Annotated in this window: 24 protein-coding genes and 1 tRNA gene; 15 read left to right on the top strand and 10 right to left on the bottom strand. The window is 56.8% G+C overall.

Annotated elements, in window-relative coordinates:
• The first annotated feature begins 6 nt into the window (after window positions 1–6).
• Window positions 7–837: a pirin family protein gene (locus tag ACN0XZ_RS04060; protein ID WP_417456430.1), complete on the top strand. Its 831-nt coding sequence runs from the start codon at window positions 7–9 to the stop codon at window positions 835–837.
• A 147-nt stretch (window positions 838–984) separates the two neighbouring features.
• Here ACN0XZ_RS04060 and ACN0XZ_RS04055 read toward each other — a convergent pair whose 3' ends face one another.
• The 3 genes from ACN0XZ_RS04055 to ACN0XZ_RS04045 are packed head-to-tail and all read right to left on the bottom strand — an operon-like array spanning window position 985 to window position 7,664.
• Window positions 985–1,641 (bottom strand): hypothetical protein, encoded by a 657-nt coding sequence (locus ACN0XZ_RS04055; protein ID WP_417456429.1) that lies wholly within the window; start codon window positions 1,639–1,641, stop codon window positions 985–987.
• Between the two features lie 32 nt (window positions 1,642–1,673).
• On the bottom strand, window positions 1,674–6,488 hold the full coding sequence (locus ACN0XZ_RS04050) for an NAD-glutamate dehydrogenase (protein WP_417456428.1): 4,815 nt from the start codon (window positions 6,486–6,488) through the stop codon (window positions 1,674–1,676).
• 45 nt (window positions 6,489–6,533) lie between these two features.
• Entirely contained in the window at window positions 6,534–7,664 is a 1,131-nt protein-coding gene (locus tag ACN0XZ_RS04045; protein WP_417456427.1) for a hypothetical protein, read from the bottom strand.
• 227 nt (window positions 7,665–7,891) lie between these two features.
• Between ACN0XZ_RS04045 and ACN0XZ_RS04040 the strand changes: the two genes are divergently transcribed.
• Genes ACN0XZ_RS04040 through ACN0XZ_RS04030 form a run of 3 tightly spaced genes read left to right on the top strand, consistent with a single transcriptional unit; the run spans window position 7,892 to window position 10,131 of the window.
• Complete coding sequence (locus ACN0XZ_RS04040; RefSeq protein ID WP_417456426.1) at window positions 7,892–9,700, top strand: AMP-dependent synthetase/ligase; 1,809 nt, start codon at window positions 7,892–7,894, stop codon at window positions 9,698–9,700.
• Window positions 9,701–9,704: 4 nt separating this feature from the next.
• A complete protein-coding gene (locus tag ACN0XZ_RS04035; RefSeq protein WP_417456425.1) occupies window positions 9,705–9,917 on the top strand; it encodes a SlyX family protein in 213 nt (70 codons plus the stop codon).
• 7 nt (window positions 9,918–9,924) lie between these two features.
• A complete protein-coding gene (locus ACN0XZ_RS04030; protein ID WP_417456424.1) occupies window positions 9,925–10,131 on the top strand; it encodes a DUF1289 domain-containing protein in 207 nt (68 codons plus the stop codon).
• A gap of 25 nt (window positions 10,132–10,156) precedes the next feature.
• Here the strand turns inward: ACN0XZ_RS04030 and arr are convergent, their stop codons facing one another.
• Both arr and ACN0XZ_RS04020 read right to left on the bottom strand, forming a co-directional pair.
• Window positions 10,157–10,570: an NAD(+)--rifampin ADP-ribosyltransferase gene (gene arr / locus ACN0XZ_RS04025; RefSeq protein ID WP_417456423.1), complete on the bottom strand. Its 414-nt coding sequence runs from the start codon at window positions 10,568–10,570 to the stop codon at window positions 10,157–10,159.
• A gap of 253 nt (window positions 10,571–10,823) precedes the next feature.
• Window positions 10,824–10,898, bottom strand: a tRNA-Gly gene (locus ACN0XZ_RS04020).
• A gap of 194 nt (window positions 10,899–11,092) precedes the next feature.
• Between ACN0XZ_RS04020 and ACN0XZ_RS04015 the strand changes: the two genes are divergently transcribed.
• The 4 genes from ACN0XZ_RS04015 to ACN0XZ_RS04000 all read left to right on the top strand — a co-directional run bounded on the left by ACN0XZ_RS04015 (window position 11,093) and on the right by ACN0XZ_RS04000 (window position 13,573).
• Window positions 11,093–11,617, top strand: a complete 525-nt coding sequence (locus ACN0XZ_RS04015) for a prolyl-tRNA synthetase associated domain-containing protein (RefSeq protein ID WP_417456422.1) — start codon at window positions 11,093–11,095, stop codon at window positions 11,615–11,617.
• Window positions 11,618–11,753: 136 nt separating this feature from the next.
• Window positions 11,754–12,686, top strand: a complete 933-nt coding sequence (gene trxA, locus ACN0XZ_RS04010; RefSeq protein ID WP_417456421.1) for a thioredoxin — start codon at window positions 11,754–11,756, stop codon at window positions 12,684–12,686.
• 10 nt (window positions 12,687–12,696) lie between these two features.
• On the top strand, window positions 12,697–13,362 hold the full coding sequence (locus ACN0XZ_RS04005) for an LON peptidase substrate-binding domain-containing protein (RefSeq protein ID WP_417456420.1): 666 nt from the start codon (window positions 12,697–12,699) through the stop codon (window positions 13,360–13,362).
• Between the two features lie 31 nt (window positions 13,363–13,393).
• Window positions 13,394–13,573 (top strand): Trm112 family protein, encoded by a 180-nt coding sequence (locus tag ACN0XZ_RS04000; protein WP_417456419.1) that lies wholly within the window; start codon window positions 13,394–13,396, stop codon window positions 13,571–13,573.
• A 3-nt stretch (window positions 13,574–13,576) separates the two neighbouring features.
• On the opposite strand, the gene ACN0XZ_RS03995 is transcribed toward ACN0XZ_RS04000, so the two are convergent.
• The 3 genes from ACN0XZ_RS03995 to hslV form a co-directional block, all read right to left on the bottom strand.
• On the bottom strand, window positions 13,577–13,954 hold the full coding sequence (locus ACN0XZ_RS03995) for a histidine triad nucleotide-binding protein (RefSeq protein WP_417456418.1): 378 nt from the start codon (window positions 13,952–13,954) through the stop codon (window positions 13,577–13,579).
• Between the two features lie 97 nt (window positions 13,955–14,051).
• Complete coding sequence (gene hslU / locus ACN0XZ_RS03990; RefSeq protein ID WP_417456417.1) at window positions 14,052–15,362, bottom strand: ATP-dependent protease ATPase subunit HslU; 1,311 nt, start codon at window positions 15,360–15,362, stop codon at window positions 14,052–14,054.
• Window positions 15,363–15,364: 2 nt separating this feature from the next.
• On the bottom strand, window positions 15,365–15,958 hold the full coding sequence (hslV, locus tag ACN0XZ_RS03985; RefSeq protein WP_417456416.1) for an ATP-dependent protease subunit HslV: 594 nt from the start codon (window positions 15,956–15,958) through the stop codon (window positions 15,365–15,367).
• A gap of 195 nt (window positions 15,959–16,153) precedes the next feature.
• Between hslV and hisB the strand changes: the two genes are divergently transcribed.
• The 7 genes from hisB to ACN0XZ_RS03950 all read left to right on the top strand — a co-directional run bounded on the left by hisB (window position 16,154) and on the right by ACN0XZ_RS03950 (window position 21,301).
• The gene (gene hisB / locus ACN0XZ_RS03980) at window positions 16,154–16,753 is read left to right on the top strand and encodes an imidazoleglycerol-phosphate dehydratase HisB (protein ID WP_417456415.1); all 600 of its coding nucleotides are present in this window, start codon (window positions 16,154–16,156) and stop codon (window positions 16,751–16,753) included.
• Window positions 16,754–16,770: 17 nt separating this feature from the next.
• Complete coding sequence (gene hisH, locus ACN0XZ_RS03975) at window positions 16,771–17,427, top strand: imidazole glycerol phosphate synthase subunit HisH (RefSeq protein WP_417456414.1); 657 nt, start codon at window positions 16,771–16,773, stop codon at window positions 17,425–17,427.
• A complete protein-coding gene (hisA, locus tag ACN0XZ_RS03970) occupies window positions 17,427–18,146 on the top strand; it encodes a 1-(5-phosphoribosyl)-5-[(5-phosphoribosylamino)methylideneamino]imidazole-4-carboxamide isomerase (protein ID WP_417456650.1) in 720 nt (239 codons plus the stop codon). Before hisH ends, hisA begins: the two co-directional genes overlap by 1 nt.
• Window positions 18,140–18,898: an imidazole glycerol phosphate synthase subunit HisF gene (hisF, locus tag ACN0XZ_RS03965; RefSeq protein WP_417456413.1), complete on the top strand. Its 759-nt coding sequence runs from the start codon at window positions 18,140–18,142 to the stop codon at window positions 18,896–18,898. The genes hisA and hisF overlap by 7 nt, the downstream gene beginning before the upstream one ends.
• 101 nt (window positions 18,899–18,999) lie before the next feature.
• Window positions 19,000–19,338, top strand: a complete 339-nt coding sequence (locus ACN0XZ_RS03960; protein WP_417456412.1) for a phosphoribosyl-ATP diphosphatase — start codon at window positions 19,000–19,002, stop codon at window positions 19,336–19,338.
• Window positions 19,339–19,379: 41 nt separating this feature from the next.
• On the top strand, window positions 19,380–20,426 hold the full coding sequence (locus ACN0XZ_RS03955; protein ID WP_417456411.1) for a M23 family metallopeptidase: 1,047 nt from the start codon (window positions 19,380–19,382) through the stop codon (window positions 20,424–20,426).
• Window positions 20,427–20,530: 104 nt separating this feature from the next.
• Window positions 20,531–21,301: a hypothetical protein gene (locus ACN0XZ_RS03950; RefSeq protein WP_417456410.1), complete on the top strand. Its 771-nt coding sequence runs from the start codon at window positions 20,531–20,533 to the stop codon at window positions 21,299–21,301.
• Between the two features lie 7 nt (window positions 21,302–21,308).
• Here the strand turns inward: ACN0XZ_RS03950 and ACN0XZ_RS03945 are convergent, their stop codons facing one another.
• The gene (locus ACN0XZ_RS03945; protein WP_417456409.1) at window positions 21,309–21,623 is read right to left on the bottom strand and encodes a hypothetical protein; all 315 of its coding nucleotides are present in this window, start codon (window positions 21,621–21,623) and stop codon (window positions 21,309–21,311) included.
• A 98-nt stretch (window positions 21,624–21,721) separates the two neighbouring features.
• Window positions 21,722–23,446 (bottom strand): hypothetical protein, encoded by a 1,725-nt coding sequence (locus ACN0XZ_RS03940; protein ID WP_417456408.1) that lies wholly within the window; start codon window positions 23,444–23,446, stop codon window positions 21,722–21,724.
• Between the last annotated feature and the right edge of the window lie 21 nt (window positions 23,447–23,467).

The following is a 23,467-nucleotide window of genomic DNA, read 5'->3' as shown; positions in this document are numbered from 1 at the left end:
AAGAAGATGACAGACCGTAAAATTGAACGCCTCTATCAGGCTGTTGCCACCCCGGAGGGGCAAGGTGTTACTGTGCACCGCACCATTGGCCGGCAAGACCTTTCTGTGCTGGACCCCTTCCTCCTGCTTGACGAGATGGTGCTGCCAAAAGAGGCCAAAGGTGCCGGTTTCCCCGAGCATCCGCACCGGGGTTTTGAAACCGTAACCTATATGTTGTCTGGCCGCATGGAACATGGCGACCGCGTGGGCAACAAAGGGGTGATCGGCCCCGGCGATGCGCAGTGGATGACAGCCGGGCGCGGTATCATCCATTCAGAGATGCCCGTTGCGTCAGATGAGGATGTGCACGGCTTCCAGCTGTGGGTAAACCTGCCTGCCGCCAAGAAGATGATCTCACCCCGCTATCAGGATGTGACCAAAGACACGATCCCGACCGTGGTTGGGGACGGCTATGAAGCCCGGCTTGTTGCAGGCGAGCTTCTGGGTGAGGCCGGCCCTGTGCGCGACATCGCCGTGAAGCCATTTTTCGCGGATATCACGCTCACAAAGGGCGAGGCGACACTGCCGGTGGCACCCGGCCATACGGCGTTTCTATACGGCATAAAGGGCGGTTTTATCGTGGGTGAACAAACTGTGCCGACCCGCACGCTGGCCGTGTTGTCTGATGGCGACCGCGTAACCGTGAAAGGCAAACCCGGCGCGCAGTTCCTGATGATTGCAGGGGCGCCCACCCGTGAACCTGTGGCGCGATACGGCCCGTTTGTGATGAACACGCGGGAAGAAATTCTCGCGACAATCGATGATTGGAACAAAGGGCGTTTCCTCGACGCCTCGTAAAAGGAATGCGTTTCCACTGATGTTCTCTACGAAGCTCCTGACCCCCTTGAGCTTCTGCCCCGGGCCTTTTCCTCCCCCATTCCTCGCGAAGGCTCGGGGCTACCCTTAACAATAAAGAGGCTGGCATATGCGCCAGCCTCTTTATTGTCATCCATTATAATTCTTGTGGGGGTTAGCCGGGCACATCTTCACCTCAACCGGGTCAGATTTGAAATCTGTCATGTAACATTCTTCAAGCAGCGAACAGTAACAGGCTCTGCCTTCAAGCTTGTGCCGGGCTTTATCAAGCCTTTCCCAAAGCTCAGCATTGGAGGCATCACGCGGCATGATGAAAAGGCCAGCGCCATTGCCGCTTGGCATGATCTGCCCCGAAGCCCCGGATGTGATAATGGGCGCTTCAGGCGACCCATCGATATAAGCCTGCACAAACGTCATCCTGTCTGTGCCCTCATCTGTGCAGCAGGCGAGCAATAAGTGCCAAACTGTCTCGACCGGCTGCTTGTCGTAATAGAGCGTGAAGCTCTTCACCGCCGCAGGGCCAACGCCTGCGTTTTCAAGGTTAAGCGAAATGACTTTGGAGTCGCTGCCCATATCATAGTTGCTGGAGCTGAGCTGGAGATATGGCCATGTCTCGGCCTTCACCTGCCTGTAGGCGGCATCCGACTGCAGGTAAGTAGCAACAAAACTGGCGGCGGAGATCAGCACCGCACAGGCCGCTATAATCAGGTTCAGCGTGTCTTTGGAGAGGCGCCCGCCTTTCCCGGCAGGCGCTTCTGTCTCTTTATTTTCTGGCTCAGACGCCATGGTGGAGCTCCCCCTCCTCCTCAGATATGTCCCTAACGCAGGATCGAGCGCAGGTGGCGTGTAGCAAAGCTCAGTTTCGCCACCGTCAGGCCACCAGATGAGCTGAGGTCTTCAATCAGGCGTTCCGCACGGATGATGCGTGTGGCCTGGGAAGACGCCCAGTCTTTGGTTGCCTGCCGCGCCGTACGTTCACCCGCTTCAAGGCAAACCTTCTCAACGAGCGCGCGCTGCTGGTCCGCAAGGTCTTCAAGCTCGGACCGAACGGAAAGCACATCCCAGTGGTTTTCCGCCTGAATGCGGTCTGCGCGCTGGCGCAGCCAGTCAAAACCGAGTCTGTCGCCAAGGGCAAAGTGCACCGCCGCCACATAGTCAACCCGCTTGCCGGCTTTCTCCGCCACCTCAATGATATCAGGGCCAGACGCCAGCACCTCAAAGGCAGAAACAAATGTTGCCAGATCATGGCCAACACCCGCCTTCTTGAGTGCGTCACGGCGGCTCACAAAAGCTTCCTGTGCAGGCTCAGACAGAATTTCCTGCTTGATGCCAAAGAGCTTTTTCACAGGGTCAGAGAAACGCTCCACAAGCCCGCTCACGTCAAATGGCCGTGGCAGGTTCCTGAGCACCCACATCACCTGTTGCTTCATCGAATCAGATACCGACTGGTGCATGTCATACTGCACAGTGGCCGGGACCTTATAGTCAAGATCGTTGATGGCTTCCCACTGGTCTTGCAAACCAAAAACAGCGCGCACAATCACAAAAGCCGCCACAATATCTTCAACCCCAAGGCCGGTTTCTTCCTTCACCTCATATACAAAGGTGAGGCCAGCCCAGTTCACCACCTCGTTGGCGAGAACAGTTGCGATAATCTCACGTTTCAGACGGTGGTTTGAAAGGTCATCCGCGAAACGTTTGCGCAGCACGCTTGGGAAACCCCACTCAAGTTCAGGCCGAAGCACGGGGTCTTCAATCAGCTTGCTTTTCACCAGAATGTCGAGCAGCGACATTTTGGCGTAAGCCATCAGGGTTGCGATCTCCGGCCGTGAAAGGCCCTGTTCGTTTGCGGCCAGTTCCGCAAAACCTTCGTCAGACGGCAGATATTCAATCTCACGATTGAGGCCGCCGTCACGCTCAAGTGCGCGCATCAGGCCCAGGTGATACTCGCGGGACCGAACCGCGTTTGCTTCCGCAAGCGAGATTGCCTGTGTTTGCAAATAGTTGTCCGAAAGCACGATCTCAGACACTTCATCTGTCATCTCAGCAAGCAGGGCATCACGGTCTTCCGCCTTGAGGTTTTTGTTGGCGATAGCACCTGTGAGCAGAATTTTGATGTTCACTTCCTTATCCGAGCAATCCACCCCGGCGGAATTGTCGATAAAGTCGGTGTTGAGCCTGCCGCCGCGGCGGCCAAACTCAATCCGCGCTTTCTGGGTCATGCCGAGGTTACCGCCCTCACCAATCACCTTCACCTTCAGCTCTGGTGCGGTCACACGCAAGCCGTCGTTCGCACGGTCACCCACCTGGGCGTTGCTCTCGCTTGTGGCACGCACATAAGTGCCAATACCGCCGAACCACAGGAGGTCAGCCTCCGCCTTCATGATCATATGAATAAGGTCGGTTGGGGTCATGGCGTCCGCTTCAACGTTCAGCCATTCCTTGATCTCAGGCGTCAGGGAGATGGATTTCGCGGACCGCGCAAACACACCACCACCCTTGGAGATCAGCTTCTTGTCATAATCTTCCCAGCTTGAGCGCGGCATATCAAACAAGCGTTTACGCTCTTTCCACGCGGCTTTAGTGTCGCCTGGGTTGGGGTCGATAAAGATATGCATGTGGTTGAAGGCTGCCTTCAGACGAATGGTTTTCGAGAGCAGCATGCCGTTCCCGAACACATCGCCAGACATGTCGCCCACGCCAATAACGGTAAACTCATCTTTCTGGACATTGATGCCCATCTCGCGGAAGTGGCGCTGAACGCTGACCCAGCCACCCTTGGCGGTGATGCCCATTTTTTTGTGGTCATAGCCGTTGGAGCCACCACTGGCAAACGCATCTCCAAGCCAGAATTTCTGCTCAACCGAGATACCGTTTGAAATATCAGAGAAGGTGGCTGTGCCCTTGTCCGCTGCCACCACGAGGTAAGGATCGTCCCCATCCCGGCGCACAACATCCTTGGGAGGCTTCACTTTGTTGCCAACAAGGTTGTCTGTCACCGACAGAAGGCTGGAGATAAAGGTACGGTAAGCCGCGATCCCTTCCGCCATGAAAGCTTCGCGGTCGCTCATCGGCGGCAGCTGTTTGGGATAGAAGCCGCCTTTCGCGCCCTGCGGCACGATCACCGCGTTTTTCACCTGTTGCGCTTTCACAAGACCGAGCACTTCGGTACGGAAATCCTCGCGACGGTCTGACCAGCGCAAGCCACCCCGCGCCACCGGGCCACCACGCAGGTGCACACCTTCAACGCGGGGGTTATAGACCCAAATCTCGGCGAATGGTTTTGGCAGCGGCATTTCGTCCACCTGGCGGGAGCGAATTTTGAATGCCAATGCACGCTCATCAACACCTTCAATCACACCAGGCTGGTAGAAGTTGGTGCGAATGGTTGCGCGAATAACATTGCGGTAAGCCCGCATGATACGGTCGTGATCGAGACTATTTACCGCGTCCATCAGGCTACGGATATCGGTGACGATATTCTCGGCCATGGTGTCGCGGTTTGTTGCTTCATAGGCCGGGTCGAACTGTACCTTGAAAAGCGCCACGAGCTGCGCGGAAATCTGCGCGTTATCAACCATGCTGTCAGCGATATAGTCAGGCGTGTAGCCCATGCCAAGCTGGCGCAGGTATTTGCCGTAAGCCCGCAGGATCAAAATCTCCTGCCAGCTCATGGCGGAGGTAATCACCAGCTCGTTGAAACCGTCGTTTTCAACCTTGCCGTGCCACACTTTCACGAACAGCTCTTCAATCAGCGGCTTCAAACGCTCAAGCGCAAACGGCGTGCCTTCGGGCCGGTCGAGCGAGAAATCATGGATATAGCTGGTGGCCACACCCTCAACTTCATAAGAATGCTCCGAGAGCACCTTGAAGCCCATATTCTCAAGGATCGGCATACAATTGGTGAGCGCGATCAGCTGGGTGCCGTGATAAATCTTGAGCCGGAAGCGGTTGTCCCCGTCTTCACGGTGACGATAGAAATCAACCCGCACATCGTCCTGACCGGAAACGTCCTCAAGTTTCTGCACGTCATACGCGGCTTGCGCTGGTGTAAACGCCTCGCGGTAGGCAACCTTAAAGCGGCTCTTGTAGCGGTGATGCAGCGCACTGCCCCGTTCTTCACCGTTATGCGCGATCAGTTCGGCATGCAGCCGGTCTACCCAGCCTTGCGCAGCTTCCGCAATGGCGCGGTTGATGTCTTCCACATCCGGGTTATGCACTTTGCCGGGGAAGGTACGGATGATGAAGTGCCAGCGCGCCAGCGCTTCTTCCGTGAGGTTGGCGTAATAAACCGAAACCTCACCATTATAAGATTTGCAGAGGATATCTGCTACCGCTTGGCGGAGGCCGGAGTGGTAGTTGTCACGCGGTACATACACCATGGCTGAGACAAAACGTTCAAACCTGTCCGGGCGCACAAAGGCGCGGGGGCGCGGCCGTTCCGTTAGCTGCAGAATGCCAAGGGAGGTGTCAAAGAGCCAATCCTCACCCACCTGGAAAAGCTCGTCGCGCGGGAAAGATTCCAAAATATGCGCCAGTGCCTTCGCGGCATAAGACCGCGGCGCAAACTGGGAGCGCTGCATGATGTTCGCCACCTTGCCGCGGATGATCGGCACGTCAGTTGCAAACTTGCGGTAGGAAAGTGATGTGAACAGGCCAACAAAGCGGCGCTCGCCCACAGCAACGCCGTTCGCATCAAAAATCTTCACGCCAATATAGTCCATGTGCGACTGGCGGTGCACCGTGGATTTCACATTGGCCTTGGTGATGATGAGCGGGTCAGGTGCGGACAGGAAGTGCCTGATTTCCGGCGACATGGGCGTGAGACCCTCCTTGTCGCGCAGCACATTACGGGACGGATCGCGCAGGATCCCAAGGCCAGACCCTTCAACCCGGTTGAAATCAAACTTGGAAGGGTCCCCCTCAAAACGATATTCGCGGAAACCAAGGAAAGTGAAATGATCAGCCCCCAGCCAGCGCAGCAGGCGAATGGTTTCATCCACTTCTTCCTGCTCAATGGGTGGCGGATTAACGGTGAGCGACGCAACGGTCTCGTCAATCTTGGCCAGCATGGCTTTCCAGTCACTCACGGCGGCGCGCACATCTGCAAGCGTTACTGCCAGCGTGTCTTCAATCTCCTTCAGGACGTCCTTGTCAGACTGGGCGTCGATCTCGATGAACATGTACGACTCGGTCGTCTCGGTCCCCTTGCCAGCCGCTACCCGCTTGCCTTTTTCGTCCCGGCTTTGGGTAAGGATAGGGTGATGCATCATATGGATGCGGGAGTGCAGCGTGACCGCCAGACAGCCGGTGATCGAATCGACCAGAAACGGCATGTCGTCATTAACGATCTGGATAACCGTATGTTTGGTGGACCAGCCTGATTTGCCGCCGCGCGGGTTCAGGATTTTGATAAGCGGTTTACCTACCGGCCGGGTTTCCGCCATCTGCCACATGCTGCGCGCTACCGCGAACAATGTCTCTGGCTCACCCGCCATCAGATCGTCGGGACCTTGCGCGTAAAACTGGCCTAGAAACTTGTCAAATGCCTCGAAGTCTTCACCTGACATCGCTTCAACCGCAAAACGGCTAATCGCCGCCATGATCTGCTTATACTGCTCGTCACTGGTCACTGTTTTGGTCCCTTCACAACCGGATACTGGGGTCTTTTCTTTTCGTTATTTCTTTTTGAAACGGCGCACCATTGTGTCCACCGTGGTTGGCCCGGCCTCTGCCACGCCAATTGCCTCAAGCCCGCCGCCATCTTTGCGGCGTGCAAGCACAAGGCAAAATTCACTATCTATATCAAGCGCCTGCATGTCGGCGGCAGGTGCCTTGAGCGCATGCGCGCGCGCCTCGTCCTGGCGGTTATGCGCCGCACTGCCAACCTCACCGCGCCGGGCCATACGCTCGGCTTTCACACAGCCTTTGATGCCACCCGGCTGCGCTTTCAAAAACGCTACGAGACTTTCTGGTGTTTCGCCGTGCCGCCGCGCGAACGCAAGCGCAGAGGCATATTCCGTCAAACGGGTCTTGTCGTAATTTTTGCCAAATGTCAGCTTCAGCACGGGGGTGAAAGGCGCGCGGTCCTGCACCCTCAATTTATGCCGCTTGAGAAGCGCACTATAGGCGTCTGGCGCTTTCTCGCCTTCCTCATAAAGCGAAAGGGCCGCAGCAAGCGCCTGATAAAGGCTATCACGCCCGCCACCATCAAGGTGCGCCACCCGGCCTGCCGCACGCTCACAGGCGTCAAGGCTGTCAGCCAATTCAGAGGCATCGCTCTCTTCCGCGACCTCACGCAGCGCAGCATCACGCGCACGGAAACTTACCACCACCATGATAAAGTGCGGTGCGTCACCTGTGCGGCTGAAGGGGAGCATAATGCCGCGGCAATCAAGGGAGCCCTCTGCAAATTCAAACTCCGCCGCACGCTCACGCCCGTCGTCGGTTTCAAACTGGCCCAGAAGCGCCCCCGCAAAAGCAGATTTCGGCAAAGCCTCAAGGCTCACACCGGGGCCGATCGGCTCTTCCATCAGGCGGCGCACATCATCACCCGCAAAACGCACGACCGCCCCCGCAGGTGTAAACTCCAGCAGCAGCGTGTTGGTCTTGAAAGGCGCAAGCCCATCTGGTGTGAGGTCTTTAAAAAGCGGGAAGGCTTTTTCCGCCTTCAGCTGCAGCCAATAATCAAACGCGCGCAAATGCAGGCGGCGTTCTTCGGCATCACTGGATTGAGCGGTCGAGAAGTCGTCTGGGACGCCGGCGTCCAAGGGGCTATGGTCTGCGTTTTTTTCTTCGTCGCCGTTCATGGCCAACAAACCGTTTCTGAGTTCTGCGTCAGCGTGTGTCGCATAAGTCGGGTATGGCACCGCCCTAGAACACATGCAAGAAAGATCAACCAGATTAGACAACTTTTTTACACCAGCTTCACTACACACTGTTTTGACAGCGCTGCCAAGCGTTCCGGCTTGCCCCGAAATCCTTTTTGCGCCAAAAAGAACTGATCTTTCGGGGGAAGGTAAGGGAGACTCAGACTATGCAGAACACGCAGCCAGATGCGCGTTGGCAAAGCCTCACGGCCATGTTTTTTGATCAAGCCGCCAAGATGGGCAGCAAACCACTGCTTTACGCCAAGGAAGGCGGAGCCTGGCGATCAAGAAGCTGGACCGAGACGGCAGAAGAGGTCAGCAAACTTGCCAAGGCGCTTGAAGCCTTGGGTGTCGTTGCCGGTGACCGGGTTGTTGTCGTCTCTGAAAACCGGCCGGAATGGTTGATCGCGGACTTTGCCATCATGGCCCTTGGTGCCATCACCGTGCCCGCCTATATCACCAACACGGCGCGAGACCACCTGCATATCCTTGAGAACAGCGGCGCCAAGGCCGCCATCGTTTCCACCAAAACGCTTGCCCGCACCTTCCTCAAAGCCGCGCATCAGTCTGATGAACTGGAGCACACCATCACCATTGAAGAGGTGAAACTTGAGCAACAGCTCAATGTAGCTGTGCACCACTGGGACAAGGCCCTTGCCGCACAGGAAGCCGATGTCGCTCACTTTGCCCGGCGCGCTAAAGACGTATCGCGCCATGATATCGCCTGCCTGATATACACAAGCGGCACAGGCGGCGCGCCGAAGGGGGTGAAAACCCATCACGGCTCCATCCTCCATAACGCAGAAGGCGCGATTGAGATTTTCCGCGAGCTTGGGCTTTCTAATAATGTCTTTCTCTCTTTCCTGCCGCTCAGCCACGCTTATGAGCACACAGCCGGGCAGTGCTGGCCGCTCACCATCGGCGCGGAAATCTGGTACGCGGAAAGCCTTGAAAAGCTGGCCACCAACATGGCGGAGGCCAAACCCACGGTTATGGTGGTGGTGCCCCGGCTTTTTGAAATGCTGCGCACCCGCATCAGCCGCGCGATAGAAAAAGAAGGCGGCACCAAGGCCAAGCTGTTTGGCCGGGCAATTGAGCTTGGCACCAAAATCGCCAAGGGTGAACGCCTGAGCTTCAAGGAAAAGATCGAGAATATCTTCCTGAGCCTTACGGTTCGGCGCAAGGTGAACAACCAGTTTGGTGGCCGCATTAAAGCGCTGGTCTCCGGCGGTGCGCCGCTGGCGCCTGATGTGGGGTATTTTTTCGAAGCCCTTGGCCTGCCGCTTCTGCAAGGGTATGGGCAAACAGAATCCGGCCCGATTATATCCGTGAACCCGCCAGCCGCCCCCAAGGCGCACACGGTTGGCACCATTTTCCCGAACACGGAGGTGAAAATCGCTGAAGACGGCGAGATCCTCGTGAAAGGTGAGCTGGTGATGAAAGGCTATTGGCGGGACGATAAAGCCACGGCCAAGACCATTGTGGACGGCTGGCTGCACACCGGCGATATCGGCAAGTTTGATGAAGACAATCACATTGTCATCACCGACCGCAAAAAAGACCTTATCGTCAATGACAAGGGCGATAATGTTTCACCACAGCGTATTGAAGGCATGCTTGCCCTTGAGGACGAGATCGCCCAGGCCATGGTTTATGGTGACCGCAAACCGCACCTTGTCGGGCTGATTGTGCCGGATGCCGAATGGCTCAAAGGCTGGGCAAAAGCCAAGGGTAAAACCCTTGAAGGCATGGAGCTGAACGCCGACCCTGACCTCCGCAAGGCAATCGATGCCGCCGTGACCCGTATCAACCACCGGCTATCAAACCTTGAGAAGGTCCGCCGCTTCATAATCGCGGATGAGGCTTTTTCAATTGAAAACGAGCAGCTTACCCCGACACTGAAGCTAAGGCGGCATGTGGTGGGTGAGCTTTATGGTGAACGGCTTGAAAAACTGTATCACCGCGCAAAGGCATGAATGAATGACAGACAGCAGCGAGCAGATCGCGGACCTTGAAATCAGGTTCGCCTTCATGCAGGAAACCATCGATACACTCAATGAAACCGTCACGGCACAGTGGGGCGAGATTGACCGCCTTAAAAGGCGGCTAGAGAAGCTGCAGGCGGAAGTGATCGAGCTTGAGGACGGCGGCAGACGCGACAGCAAATCCGAGCCACCACCGCCCCATTATTGAAACCCGTATGAGCAATACTAAAATAGTGACCTGGGGTGAGGTTGAAAGCCCATGTATTGGTACCTGCAAACTTGATAGCAGCAGCACCTATTGCATCGGCTGCCTGCGCACCCGGGGCGAGATCGCGGTATGGTCTACCGCTAGCAATGAAGAAAAACGCACGATCCTCGCCGCCGTTGCCGAACGACAGAAGCGCGTCTCTAGGCAAACCTAGTTACGCCGCGTTGATCGAGGAGGCCTCAGTCAATCGCCTCGATACCCTGTTCTTTCAAGTATTGAAGACGATCCCGCATAGTTTTTAACTGTTCGGGCGAATGACCCCGCCATTCTTCGACCTCCCCGATCACCCGCAGCGGTAATGCGGAACGGTAGGATTTTGTCGGGTTGCCTGGAAATTTTTTGTCCGTCAGGTTCGGGTCGTCTATGATCGCACCTGTCGGCTGCACGATATAGATGCGTTCTCGCCCATCACCGACAGCCAATTCAGCTCCCCATATCGCTGCATCCAGCGTGCCTGTGAGATAAACCCAGGACGCCCGCTTTCGCTTGCCAAAGTTGGAGTTATAGCCCGTCTCAATCAAGTCCCCGGGCTTCAGGTCTGCTCGCGTGCCATGGTAAAACTCCAGCGGGAGGTTATCGGTGGAAGATGTCATCAGCTTGCTCCGTGAAATAACGATCCGGCGCATATGTACAGGATGAACAGGGTCTTGAAGCAATCCCGTTTGAGCCCATATCTATAAGACGGGAGGCGGGATATTCGTATATGCCGCACGCCCACAATGGCGATGCAAGATCAGCCTCACGCGGCACAGCCTCCACCCTAAAATCCACGGAAAACAAAAAAGCCTCCAGACTATCGCTAGTCGAGGAGGCTTCTTGTAACGCCTTGATTTCTCAAGGAGAAGATGGAGCGGGCGATGAGATTCGAACTCACGACCCCAACCTTGGCAAGGTTGTGCTCTACCCCTGAGCTACGCCCGCTCATCGCGTACACAACGCAAGCGTTGTGAGGGGTAACAGGCGGCGGTGCCGTCTGCGAGGCGGGATAATAGCTATCCGCATTGCCATTGCAACACCTTTTTTTATTTTTTTATGAAACCTCACTAAGCTCATGAAATGCATAGTGATTTATGCGATAAAACCCTCAGTTCAAACGAGAAACACAGGTCAGGATCATGGAATCGCTTCCCGCTGAGGATGCCCTTTTTACCTTTCTGGAAACGCTTGGCATCGCTACCAAAACGGTGCGGCATGCCCCCGTTTTCACGGTCGAGGAAGCCCAGGCCGCACGGCGGGGCGCAGAAGGCGGCATGCCGGGCTGGCACACCAAAAACCTCTTTGTGCGTGACAAGAAAAAGCGCCGCGCGCTTGTGGTGGCTGAGGAAAGTGTGAAAATCGACCTTCGCACACTCGCGGACCACATCGGCCTTGGGCGCGTGTCATTCGGGAGTGCGGATAGCTTGAGGGACATGCTGGGGGTAGAGCCCGGCTCCGTCACCGCCTTTGGGCTCTTTAACGCGCGGGTGCCTGAAGGCGAAGAGCCTTCGCTTACAGTCGCTATTGATAAAACGCTGCTGTCGGGCCCGGTCGTCAATTGCCACCCACTTCATAATGCCGCCACCACGGCCATCGCCCCCGATGACCTCCTTAAATTTATCCGTGCCTGCGGGTATGAACCGCTGATAATTGACCTCAGCTGAAGCCACGGCCGGAAAACGCGAAAAAATAGATAATCCCCTCTGGCAAAGACCGGCATGACCTCCTATGGTCAGCGGTAGATCGCCATGGGCCAGAGCGCCTGTTGGTACAGTATTAATTTGATCCAAGAGTTTTGAGATGGACGCACTCATTGGCGACGGCACCCCCGGCGCAGGCACAGATTTTATAAAAGACACGGATACGCGCTCTTTTGGCGAAGATGTCATCAAAGCCTCCCAACAGCGCCCGGTGATTGTTGATTTCTGGGCTGACTGGTGCGGCCCGTGCAAACAGCTGATGCCCGCCCTTGAAGCAGCCGTAAAGGCCGCGAACGGCGCCGTGGCGCTCGTGAAGGTAAATGCGGACCAGAACCAGCAACTCTGTGCCCAGATGCAAGTGCAAAGCCTGCCAACGGTGCTGGCGTTCTGGCAAGGGCAACCTGTTGATGGTTTCCAGGGCGCTGTGCCACCCTCACACCTCAAGACCTTTGTCGACAAGCTTGTTGCCATGTCCGGCGGTGAGGGTGGTGATGACCCGATCGCGGAAGCTGTTGAGCATGCAAACGGCTTGCTTGATAGCGGCGAAGCGATGCAGGCAGCCCAGATTTACCAGCAGATCCTGATGCATGACCAAGGCAATACAGCCGCCTTGATCGGCATGGCCGAGGCGTCCCTTAAGTTGGGGCAAAGCGACCAAACAGCCCGCATCCTTGAAGCTGTTGCCGAGGATGAGATCGAGGACCCGAAACAGAAAGAACGCCTCGCGCGTATCCGCACGGCCCTTGATCTTGCTGCAGAGGGTGCAGAGGCGGGCGACCGGGCAGAGCTTGAAGCCAAAGTTGAAAGCAACCCGCTTGACCATGAAGCCCGCTATTCGCTTGCCCTCTCCTACCAGGGAACGGGCGAGCTTGATAAAGCGGCGGAAGTCCTTCTCGGCATCATCATGCGCGAGCGTGAATGGAACGAAGACGCTGCGCGCAAGCAGCTTCTGAAGCTGTTTGAAGCCGCAGGCGCCAGTGACCCCTTCACGATGAAATACCGGCGGCGCCTGTCGTCAGTGCTGTTTAGCTGAGGGTTTGGGGATGACGGAGAAAAGCAAAACTCTGGACGCTTTGCCTTCCGTTATTCCTGTGTTTCCGCTACCGGGGGTGATCCTGCTGCCCGGCGCCAGCCTGCCCCTCAATATATTTGAGCCCCGTTACCTCAAGATGGTGCGGGACGCCGCCACGGGCCACAATCTCATCGGCATGTTGCAGCCGCGCGAAAAAGAAGGAAATGGCAAAGCCCCGCCGCTTTTCTCTATTGGCGGTGTCGGCTCGATCAGCGAGTTTCACGAGACCGAGGATGGCCGCATCCTCATTCGGCTCAAAGGCCTGTCCCGCTTCCGTGTGGATGAAGAACTGAGTGTTACCACACCCTACAGACAGGTGCGCGCCGACTGGAAAGCCTTCAAAGAGGACCCATGGGGCGGCAACAGCAAAACCCGGGTGGAGCGGGATACCCTGATGGCATCCCTAAAAGCATATCTTGATATCAAAGGGCTGGACGCAGACTTCAGCGCCATTGCGGAAGCACCCGATGATGTGCTTGTGAACACCCTCTCGATGATCGTGCCCTTCTCGCCAGCGGAGAAACAGGCGCTTCTCGAAGCCTCTGAGGTGTGGGACCGCTCAGAGCTTCTGAAGCAACTTCTCACCATGGCAGCCTCGAACCTAGCCGCAAACGATAGTGACAGCTCCGCCCACTAGGCGCGATTTTATTTCTCCGGAGACATTTAAGATGCCTGAGCGCAGCAGCACAAACCCCAAACTTCTTGAAATACTGGTTTGCCCGGTCACCAAAATGCGGCTTGAGTATGATGCGGAAAAGCAGGAACTGATCAGTAAAAGCGCGGGCCTTGCCTTCCCGATCAGAGACGGCATTCCCATCCTGCTGGCGGATGAAGCGCGGGAACTTTAAGCCCTAGAGCTTGCCTGACCAGTCTTTTATCAGCATCGGGCCAAGCGCTTTACCGCCAAAAATATGGATATGCAGGTGCGGCACTTCCTGGTGCGCGTTATCGCCCGCGTTTGCGAGCGTACGGTAGCCACCATCAACAAGGCCCAGCATTTCTGCGGTTTTACCCACTGCGCGCATGAAACCGGCGATCAGGTCCGCCGGTGCTTCTGCGGTGAAATCAGCCATCGAAACATAAGGCCCCTTCGGGATCACCAGCACATGGGTTGGCGCCTGCGGGTTGATGTCATGGAACGCCAGCGCCCACTCATCTTCATAAACCTTGTTGCAAGGAATTTCCCCGCGCAGGATTTTTGCGAAGATATTGTTCTTGTCGTAGGCCATGGATTGCACTCCCGCTTTGCTCACTGGAATGCGCACACTATAGCGGGCTGGTTGGCGGCGTCCAGCCACCAACCGCGAAAATAACCGCCACAGCGTCCTAGAGAATGAACTTGGAGAGGTCGTTGTCTTTTTCCGCCAGCTCGCCCATGTTTTTGCGTACAAAATCAGCGTCCACCTTGATGGTGACACCGCTCTGGTCAGAGGCAGTGAAGCTGATCTCCTCCAGCACTTTTTCAAGCACCGTATGCAGGCGGCGGGCGCCGATATTCTCAACGGTTTCGTTGAAATGCGCCGAGATACGCGCGATCTCGTCAATGCCGTCATCAGTGAACTCAAGTGTGAGGTCTTCTGTGCCCATGAGCGCCACATACTGGCGGATGAGGCTGAAGTCAGGCTCCGTGAGGATGCGCTTGAAATCTTCTTCCGTCAGCGGGCGCAACTCAACGCGGATCGGTAGGCGGCCCTGAAGCTCAGGCAACAGGTCGCTCGGTTTCGCGAGATGAAATGCGCCAGACGCAATAAACAGGATATGGTCGGTTTTCACCGCACCATATTTGGTGGAAACAGTGGTGCCTTCAATCAGCGGCAACAGGTCACGCTGCACACCTTCACGGCTCACGTCACCGCCGCGAACATCCTGGCGCGCACAGATCTTGTCAATCTCGTCCAGAAAGACAATGCCGTGTTCTTCAACGAGTGTCGTGGCTTCGCGGGTGATGCTTTCATCATCCACCAGCTTGTCTGCCTCTTCCCCCATCAGGACTTCATAGGCTTCCGCCACCTTCAGGTGCTTCTTCACCTTGCGGCCACCCATGGCTTTGCCGAACATGTCCCCGAGGTTGAGCATGCCAACGCTGGCGCCTGGCATGCCGGGGATATCAAATTGCGGGAATGGGCTCGTGGTATCCGCGATATCAAGCTCGATTTCCTTTTCCGCCAACTCACCTTCCCGCAGCATCTTGCGAAACTTCTGCCGTGTGGCATCCGAGGCACCTTCGCCTACAAGGGCGTCAAGCACGCGTTCTTCCGCGTGAATTTCAGCCTTGGCGGCCACTTCCTTGCGGCGCTTCTCCCGCATCATCAGGATAGCATTCTCGATCAGGTCACGGATGATCTGTTCAACATCACGGCCCACATACCCCACCTCGGTGAACTTGGTGGCCTCAACCTTGATGAAGGGTGCTTCCGCAAGTTTGGCGAGACGGCGGGAGATTTCGGTTTTACCAACACCGGTTGGCCCGATCATCAGGATGTTCTTCGGCAGCACCTCTTCGCGCATCTGGCCTTCAAGCTGCTGGCGCCGCCAGCGGTTCCTGAGCGCCACGGCAACAGCGCGTTTTGCGTCTTTCTGGCCAATGATGAAACGGTCGAGCTCAGAGACGATCTCGCGCGGGGAAAAACTGGACATATTTACTCCTGACTGTCGGTACTAAAGGCGGTGCTGCTGGTGGCGTCCATCTGCTCAACGATCACATTGTCGTTGGTGTAAACGCAGATATCAGCGGCAATTTTCATGGCCTTGCGGGCGATGTCTTCGGCACTCAGGTCCTGGTCATAAAGCGCGCGAGCAGCCGCAAGCGCATAATTACCGCCTGAGCCGATAGCCACAACACCGTGCTCTGGCTCAAGCACATCACCGTTACCGGTCACCACAAGGCTCGTGTCACCGTCCACCACAATCATCATGGCCTGAAGCTGGCGCAGGTATTTGTCCGTACGCCAGTCTTTCGCAAGCTCAACACAGGCGCGGGCGAGCTGGCCGGGGTGCCGCTCAAGCTTGGCTTCAAGGCGCTCAAAAAGCGTGAAGGCATCCGCCGTTGCCCCCGCAAAACCAGCGATCACCTTGCCGCCCGCCAAATGCCGGACCTTGCGCGCATTGGCTTTCATCACCGTATCACCAACGGAAACCTGACCATCGCCAGCGATCACAACTTTACCGTCCTTGCGTACGCTGCAGATGGTGGTGGCATGCCAGGTTGGCAGCTCTGAATGGAACTGAGTCATGAGACTTAAGTTTTCCTTTTCTACTTTTTATCTTTGCGAAAGCATATATGAACCGAAGTGATCTCTTACAAGCTTATGTGCGGAAAAGCCGCATAAATCCTTGCTTTAGAGGCGCTTTAACCCTAAAGCCATAGTGTTTTCAAATTGGAGCATGAGCACCAATTGGTCAAACCAAACTGCAATGCGGAGCATGAAATGCGCACAGCATCATATGAAAGAAAGACCAAGGAGACCGAAATCTCCGTGACGGTAAATCTGGACGGTACAGGTTCGTACGACGTTCATACCGGCATTGGCTTTCTCGATCATATGATCGAACAGCTATCGCGCCATTCGCTCATTGACATCACCTTGCGCGCAAAAGGCGACCTACATATCGACGGGCACCATACCACCGAAGACTGTGGTATCGTGATCGGCACAGCCATCAAAAAAGCGCTGGGCGACATGTTGGGCATCACCCGCTACGCTAGCGCCTATATTCCGATGGATGAAACGCTGACCCGCGCCGCCATCGATATCTCAGGCCGCCCTTTCATTGTATGGAAGGTGGATTTCAGCCGCGACAAGATCGGCGAGATGGATACGGAGCTGTTTGAAGAGTTCTTCCGGGCCTTCGCTTTTGCCGCCGGTGTAACCCTGCACGTGGAAAATCTCTATGGGGTGAACAACCACCATATTATCGAGAGCAGCTTCAAGGCGCTCGCACGGGCGCTCAGGGTCGCCCTTGAGGTAGACCCACGCAAGGCAGACGCCGTGCCAAGCACCAAGGGCACCCTCGGCGGTAGCCTCTAAGCGGCAAGGAGCTTTTGATGACCGAAACCGTTGCCATCGTTGATTATGGCTCGGGCAACTTGCGTTCTGCTGAAAAGGCATTGGCGCGGGCGGCCCGTGAGGCCGGGCTTTCAAGCACGATTGTTGTGACCGACAATTGCGATGTCATCGCAAAAGCCGACCGCATAGTGCTGCCCGGTGTAGGTGCATTTGGCGATTGCCGCCGCGGCCTTATGGCGATCGAGGGCCTTGCCGACACCATTGAAGAAGCGGTGCTGGAGGCCGGGAAACCTTTCCTCGGTATCTGTGTGGGCATGCACCTTATGGCGCATGAGGGACACGAGCACGGCATCCATGAAGGCATGGGCTGGATTGACGGCACCGTTGAACGCATGGAGCCGGAAGACCCGGCCCTCAAGATCCCGCACATGGGCTGGAACGAGCTGACGCTGACGGACGCAGGCGCGAGGCACCCTGTGTGCCGCGGCATTACAGCGGGAGACCATGCCTATTTTGTGCATAGCTATCATATGGCGCTCAACACAGGTGATGCCCTTCTGGGCTATACCGACCATGGTGGGCAGGTAACGGCCATAGTTGGCCGAGACAACATGGTGGGCACCCAGTTCCACCCGGAAAAGAGCCAGGCGGTTGGCCTCAGGCTCCTGAGTGCGTTTTTGGAGTGGAAACCATGATTACAGTTTATCCTGCCATTGACCTCAAGGACGGCAACTGCGTGCGCCTTTTCAAAGGCGATATGGACGCTGTGACCGTGTTTAGCGACAACCCCGCAGCCCAGGCCAAAGAGTTTGAGGATGCGGGCTGTACCTGGCTGCATCTCGTGGACCTGAACGGCGCGTTTGCGGGTGCGCCGGTGAACGCCGCTGCCGTTGAAGCCATTTTGAAAACCGTGAAAATCCCGGTCCAGCTTGGGGGTGGTATCCGCGATATCGCAACCATGGAACGGTGGCTGGAGGCTGGCATCTCCCGCCTTATCCTCGGCACCTTAGCCGTCAAAAACCCGGATTTGGTGAAAGAAGCCTGCCGCCTTTTCCCCGGCAAGATCGCCGTGGGCATTGACGCAAAGGGCGGCATGGTTGCCGTTGAAGGCTGGGCGGAAGCCAGCGAGCTTGAGGTGGGCGAGCTTGCTCGCAAGTTTGAAGATGCGGGCGTTGCCGCCATTATCCATACGGATATCGACCGGGACGGCACGCTCACCGGCGTCAACGCAGAGGCATCATCCGCCCTCGCGAACCTCGTTTCTATCCCGGTGATCGCATCCGGCGGCGTGAAGGATATTGACGACATTACTCGCGTGAAAGCCGCTGGCAACCTTGAAGGTGTGGTCACGGGCCGCGCGATTTATGACGGACGGCTGGACCTCAAAGCCGCGCTGGAGCTTGCAAAATGCTGAAGGCACGCATCATCCCCTGCCTTGACGTGAAAGACGGCAGGGTCGTCAAAGGTGTTAACTTTGTTGACCTTATCGACGCGGGCGACCCGGTGGAACAGGCGCGGGTGTATGACGCCGCTGGCGCCGACGAGCTGACCTTCCTTGACATCACCGCCTCCAGCGAGCGGCGGGACATCCTCCTTGATGTGGTGAGCCGCACGGCGGAGGCGTGCTTCATGCCGCTTACGGTCGGCGGCGGGGTACGCACGGAAGAAGATGTGCGCAAGCTGCTGCTCGCGGGCGCAGACAAGGTTTCCGTGATGACAGCGGCGGTCAACCGCCCTGCGCTGATCGGCGAACTGTCTGAAAAATTTGGCGCCCAGTGCATTGTGGTGGCCGTTGATGCCAAAGAAGTTGGGCCAGACAAGTGGGAGATTTTCACCCACGGCGGCCGCACGGCAACCGGCATAGACGCGGTTGAATACGCCAAGGAGGCCGCGAGGCTGGGCGCGGGCGAGATCCTCCTCACCAGCATGGACCGGGACGGCACACGCGAAGGCTTCAACTTGGCCCTAACCCGCGCAATCTCTGACGCAGTGAGCATTCCGGTGATCGCATCGGGCGGTGTTGGCACGCTTGATCACCTGGTTGAAGGGGTGCGGGACGGCCACGCATCTGCCGTGCTGGCGGCCTCGATCTTCCACTTTGGGGACCACACGATCGCGGAAGCAAAAGCCCATATGGCCAAAGCGGGCATAGCTGTTAGGCTATAAAAGTGTGGCGAAAAGCCCAAAATGTGAGGCGTATCTGTGGCGTATATTGGGTATAAACCGCCAATGTGTGGCGCATGTGTGGCGGAAAGTGAGGCATGGATATGACGGATAAGCAAAACAGCATCGGCGATACCCTGGCCCGGCTTGAGGCCCTTCTGGAGGAGCGCAAAGGCGCGTCAGCAGATGAAAGTTACGTTGCGCGGCTTTACCATAAAGGTGCCAAAAAGATCGCGCAAAAGGTAGGGGAAGAAGCGGTGGAGGCCGCGATGGCCACAGCCGCAGGCGACGACCGTGAGCTGGTGAGCGAAAGCGCGGACCTTCTCTTTCACCTGATGGTGCTCCTCAGCGCCAAGGGCCTGTCGCTCAGCGATGTCACGGAGGAGCTGGCGCGCCGCGAAGGGCTCTCGGGCTTGACCGAGAAGGCGAACCGCAAAACCTAAGATGTGAGAGAGCAAGAAAGGCAACCGCGATGACCATAAAGATGAAAAGTTTCACCCTATTATGCGCGAGCCTGACAGCCCTTTCCCTCACTGCCTGCGAACAAAAGCGCGAAGAGCAGAGCAACCAACCGAGCGAGCAACAAGCCGCACAGGCCACACCAACCAACCCGGATGGCCTCAAGTTCCCGCTGGACTGCACACTGGGCGATACCTGCCTCATCGCGCGGTATGTAGACCGGGGCGCGGGCACAGGTGGCGCTGCGACCGACTACCGTTGCCTGGGCGAAACTCAGGAAGGCCACAAGGGCGTGGATATCGCGCTCCGGCATATGGGCATGATGGAAGCAGGCGTTGATGTGCTTGCGGTCGCCGAAGGCACCATCCTGCGCCGCCGCGACGGCGTGGCCGACATCTCTGCCCGGCAACTGGATGAAAGCGATATCGACGGCAAGGAATGCGGCAACGGTATCGTGCTCCAACATGAAGATGGCCGCCAAAGCCAATATTGCCACCTAAAAAACGGCAGCCTCACGGTGGGTGAGGGCGCGAGCGTAAAGGCAGGCCAGAAGCTCGGGCAGGTGGGCCTCTCGGGCGAGACGGAATACCCCCACCTGCACTATATGCTGCGCGAGGGCGGTGAGATCATCGACCCCTTTGATGGCCGCAAGATGAGCGACGCCTGCACGGCCGATAGCGCGGACGACAACAGCCAATGGGCCACAACACCCTCCTATGAACCGCTGGTGCTGATCGGCATTCGCCTCTCATCCGCGCCGCCTGAGCGCGCGGATATCTGGCAGGCGCCAAATGAGGTGATCCCCCGCACTGCACCCGCGCTGGTGATGACAACCCACGCCTTCCATGCCCGCGAGGGGGATGTCTGGGCCATGAAGATCAAAGACCCTATGGGTCGCACCTTCGCGGAGAAAACCGAGACGCTGGAGCGGGACCGCCAGTTTATCTACCGCTTCATTGGCCGCAAGCGCCCCTCCGGCGGCCTGACGCCCGGCATCTGGACCGCAGAGATCAAAGCCTCTCGCGATGGCGCGGAAAGCAAAACCCTGCGCACTGAGTTCAGGGTGGAATAACCCCACCTTCACAACCATTGCACGAAGGTTATGTACAAGCGGATGTCCCGCCCCTAGTATCCCCGCAAGCCTGGGCGAAACGCCAACGGTTGATGGGGGAACTGATGGTCAAACCAAGCCATATCATCGCGCTTTTTCTGGTACCCGCCCTGTTTGTCGGCGGGTTTCTGCTGTACGGCAAAATAAAAGGCAAACCGTTCAGGCCAGCAAGCCCCTGGGAAACCTCTGCCAAAACGGTTGATGCGAAAATGGAGGGGGTAACATTTCATATCCCCGGCAATCATCTCAGGTCGTTATTGGAGCTTAGTGATCGGAAACCGGATGAGCTGGCAAACGGCTTCATGGTGCATGCCCTTATGCCTGACTTTTTACCTTTCTCTTATGAGCACAAAGATGACTTCATCGCCGAGGGGCAAGCCAACAAAGTAGTGTACGTGTCAATTGGAAGAATGTGCCGCGTAGGCCCCAGGAGTATTGACGCGAAGCCTTGCACGGCGACATCCAGTCTGCAGTCGTTATTCAAAGTTTACGCTCAGTCATTGGCGCCAGTTGCTGAAGAGAAACGTCCTGATAACCAAGACGTTCCAGGTATGGAGCATCTGGGTACACGCGTTTCTACTCTAGAGGCAAAAGCGGGCGAATTGGAGAAAGATATTTTTGCGGTGAATCAAGGTAGTGCGCAAGCAAAACTGCTTATTTGCAGCCGCACAGATCGCGTTCCAAACCCCCAATGCACCCTAAAGTATATCTGGCGCGATAAGTTTCTGATTTCAATTAGCTTTGCGCGAGCGATGAAGGATGATTGGGCCCTTATCCGAGAGAAAGCAGATCACTTTTTCACTTCCGTAAGTGAATGGCCTGAAGAGGCAACATAACGCCGCGCTAAACCATTCTGCCACGCCCGAGGGTGAGCAGGTGAAAGCTGAGGCTGAGAAGGCTGGCGCTTAGGATAGGCGTGAGCCAGATGAAGGGGGCGGGTGCTGTATCCACCAGCCACAGGCTCGCGGCGGCCATGACCAAAAACCCGCCGGTCGCGGCAGAGAGCAGCACATGTCTGGTGTAAAGCGGCTGCATCTGATAGCGGCGAAGGCGCAGGCAGATAAACACGCCCACGAGCGCACCGCGCGCGGCCCAGCGGGCACCTGTGCCGTGCAAGCCTTCAGGCAGCCAAATGGCACCACATAGCACCAATGCCATCACCAAACCGCCTGATAGAATATAAAGCTGCCTTTGCATTGGCGCAGCTTAGGCTGCATAGCACGGACGCTGCAAACCTTTACTGGCTTTCAGCCCGGCTAAAGCACGGTTTCATTCACCGGGGTATTTACGAAGTTATAGTTCGCTGGTGCAAAATTGGTGGCATCGTGCACCATGGCGTTATCATATTCCTGCGCTGTTATCTGGAGAACCTTGGTGCGGTTGTCATCCTGCCCGAAGCTCATGAGATAATTGCCGCCCGCGCGCGCCAGATTGCTGGCAAACTGCAGGAAGCTCGGGTTGTTTTGGTCATACACCAGAAACGAATTGGAAAAGCGATTGAGCCGATAGGTGTTCGCCTCGATCTCATAGAAAAAGCTGTAATAGAAACACGCTGGATGGAAAATGACGCGGTTGTCACCCCCGTTGCGCGGGTTAGGCAGCAGGTTGCCCTGCCACGGCGACACATTGCCCTGTTGCAGGCTATAGGCTTCCGCAATGCGGCGGCTGAGGCTGCCGCGAATGAAGTCCGACCGGATAGCGTTGATGAAAGTATCTCGGTCGTCGTCCGCGACCTGTCCGGGTTGCAGGTTACCACCTGTTACACCGTTCAGATAGGCCGCCACATATTGCTGCGCCGTGTTGGGGTTTTGGGTCAGATATGCATCCACCGCCTGCACGTAAGCATTGGTGTTCATGAGCGCCTGATAGGCTTGATTGCCGTTTTGCGGGCCATTCTGGTAGTTGGCCGCCTGCCCCGCCGCCAGCGCACAGACAACAATCTGACGCAGGTAAGCCATATAGTTGGCATGCAGCACCTTCACGTGACCCACCCCTTGCCAACGCTGGAAGCCTGCATCCCATATCAAGGGGCCGCTGGATGAAAACACCGTCGGTGCAGGGCCGGGGAAAAAGTCTGCATAATACTGCTGCAGGCGCAGGAAACAGTCCCGCGTGTTACCCGTTTGGGGGTCAGTATTGGGTTGAAACTCTTCCGCGATGAAACGGTTGCCGCGCGGGAAATCATGCACCGCCTGCCCGCCAAGCCCGCGAATGGCCCGCAGCATGGTGAAAGGCCGGTTGTTGGGTGTTACCCCATACACAGCGCAGAGCGTGTCACCATCAAGGAAAAAGCCGTAGTTTTTCTCAAAATTGCTGGAGACGTTGCTACCATAGTAGAACTCAGGCCCGAGCCAGAACTGGTTGTTGCGAAACTCAACTTCAGTGATCTTGACAAAAAGCGAGCGCTGCTGGGTATTGATGTCGCCTGGCACCCAGGGGATGCGTTCGGGCGCATAACCTTTGTAGATGCGGTGTTGCGGCCCCGGCGCACCGCGAAAGCTGTCTGGCTGATACCTGTGGGAGTGGATGAAATAGCGCCCGTTCGCTTCAAAAATGCGGGGGTCTTCATAACCGTCTGTGTTGGGGATGATCTCGTCAGCAACAACCTGAAACGCCTGCGCCGGGTTGCCCAGATTGTTGATATCTATCTGTATCTGCGCGATGCCCACTCCGTCAAAATAGCGCCCGCCGCGCCCATCGGGCACTTGCCCCTCAAGGATGGCTTGCCCGGCCGGAAGCCCCCAGCCAGAGCCCCACGGGGTGCCTGCCTGCCCCGGGAACTGCGGTGCCGGGTTGGCAAAAACCCAGTTGTTTTGCTGGTCCTGCACCTTGTGGACCATGGCGCGGTAGGCGACGAGGAACTGCACGTTGTTGCCGTTCTGGCCCACCCTTACCCAGCTGTTGTTGAACTTGACCACCTGATTACGGTTCACGCCGGGCAGGGTGGCTGGCAGTTGTGCTGTAAAGTCTATGTTCAGCATGATGGGTGGTCCTTGTTGGGG

Source organism: Kordiimonas sp. (assembly GCF_048264555.1).
GTDB lineage: Bacteria > Pseudomonadota > Alphaproteobacteria > Sphingomonadales > Kordiimonadaceae > Kordiimonas.
The sequence above is the reverse complement of the archived record's forward strand: the minus strand, read 5'-3'. Positions and strand labels throughout refer to the sequence as shown.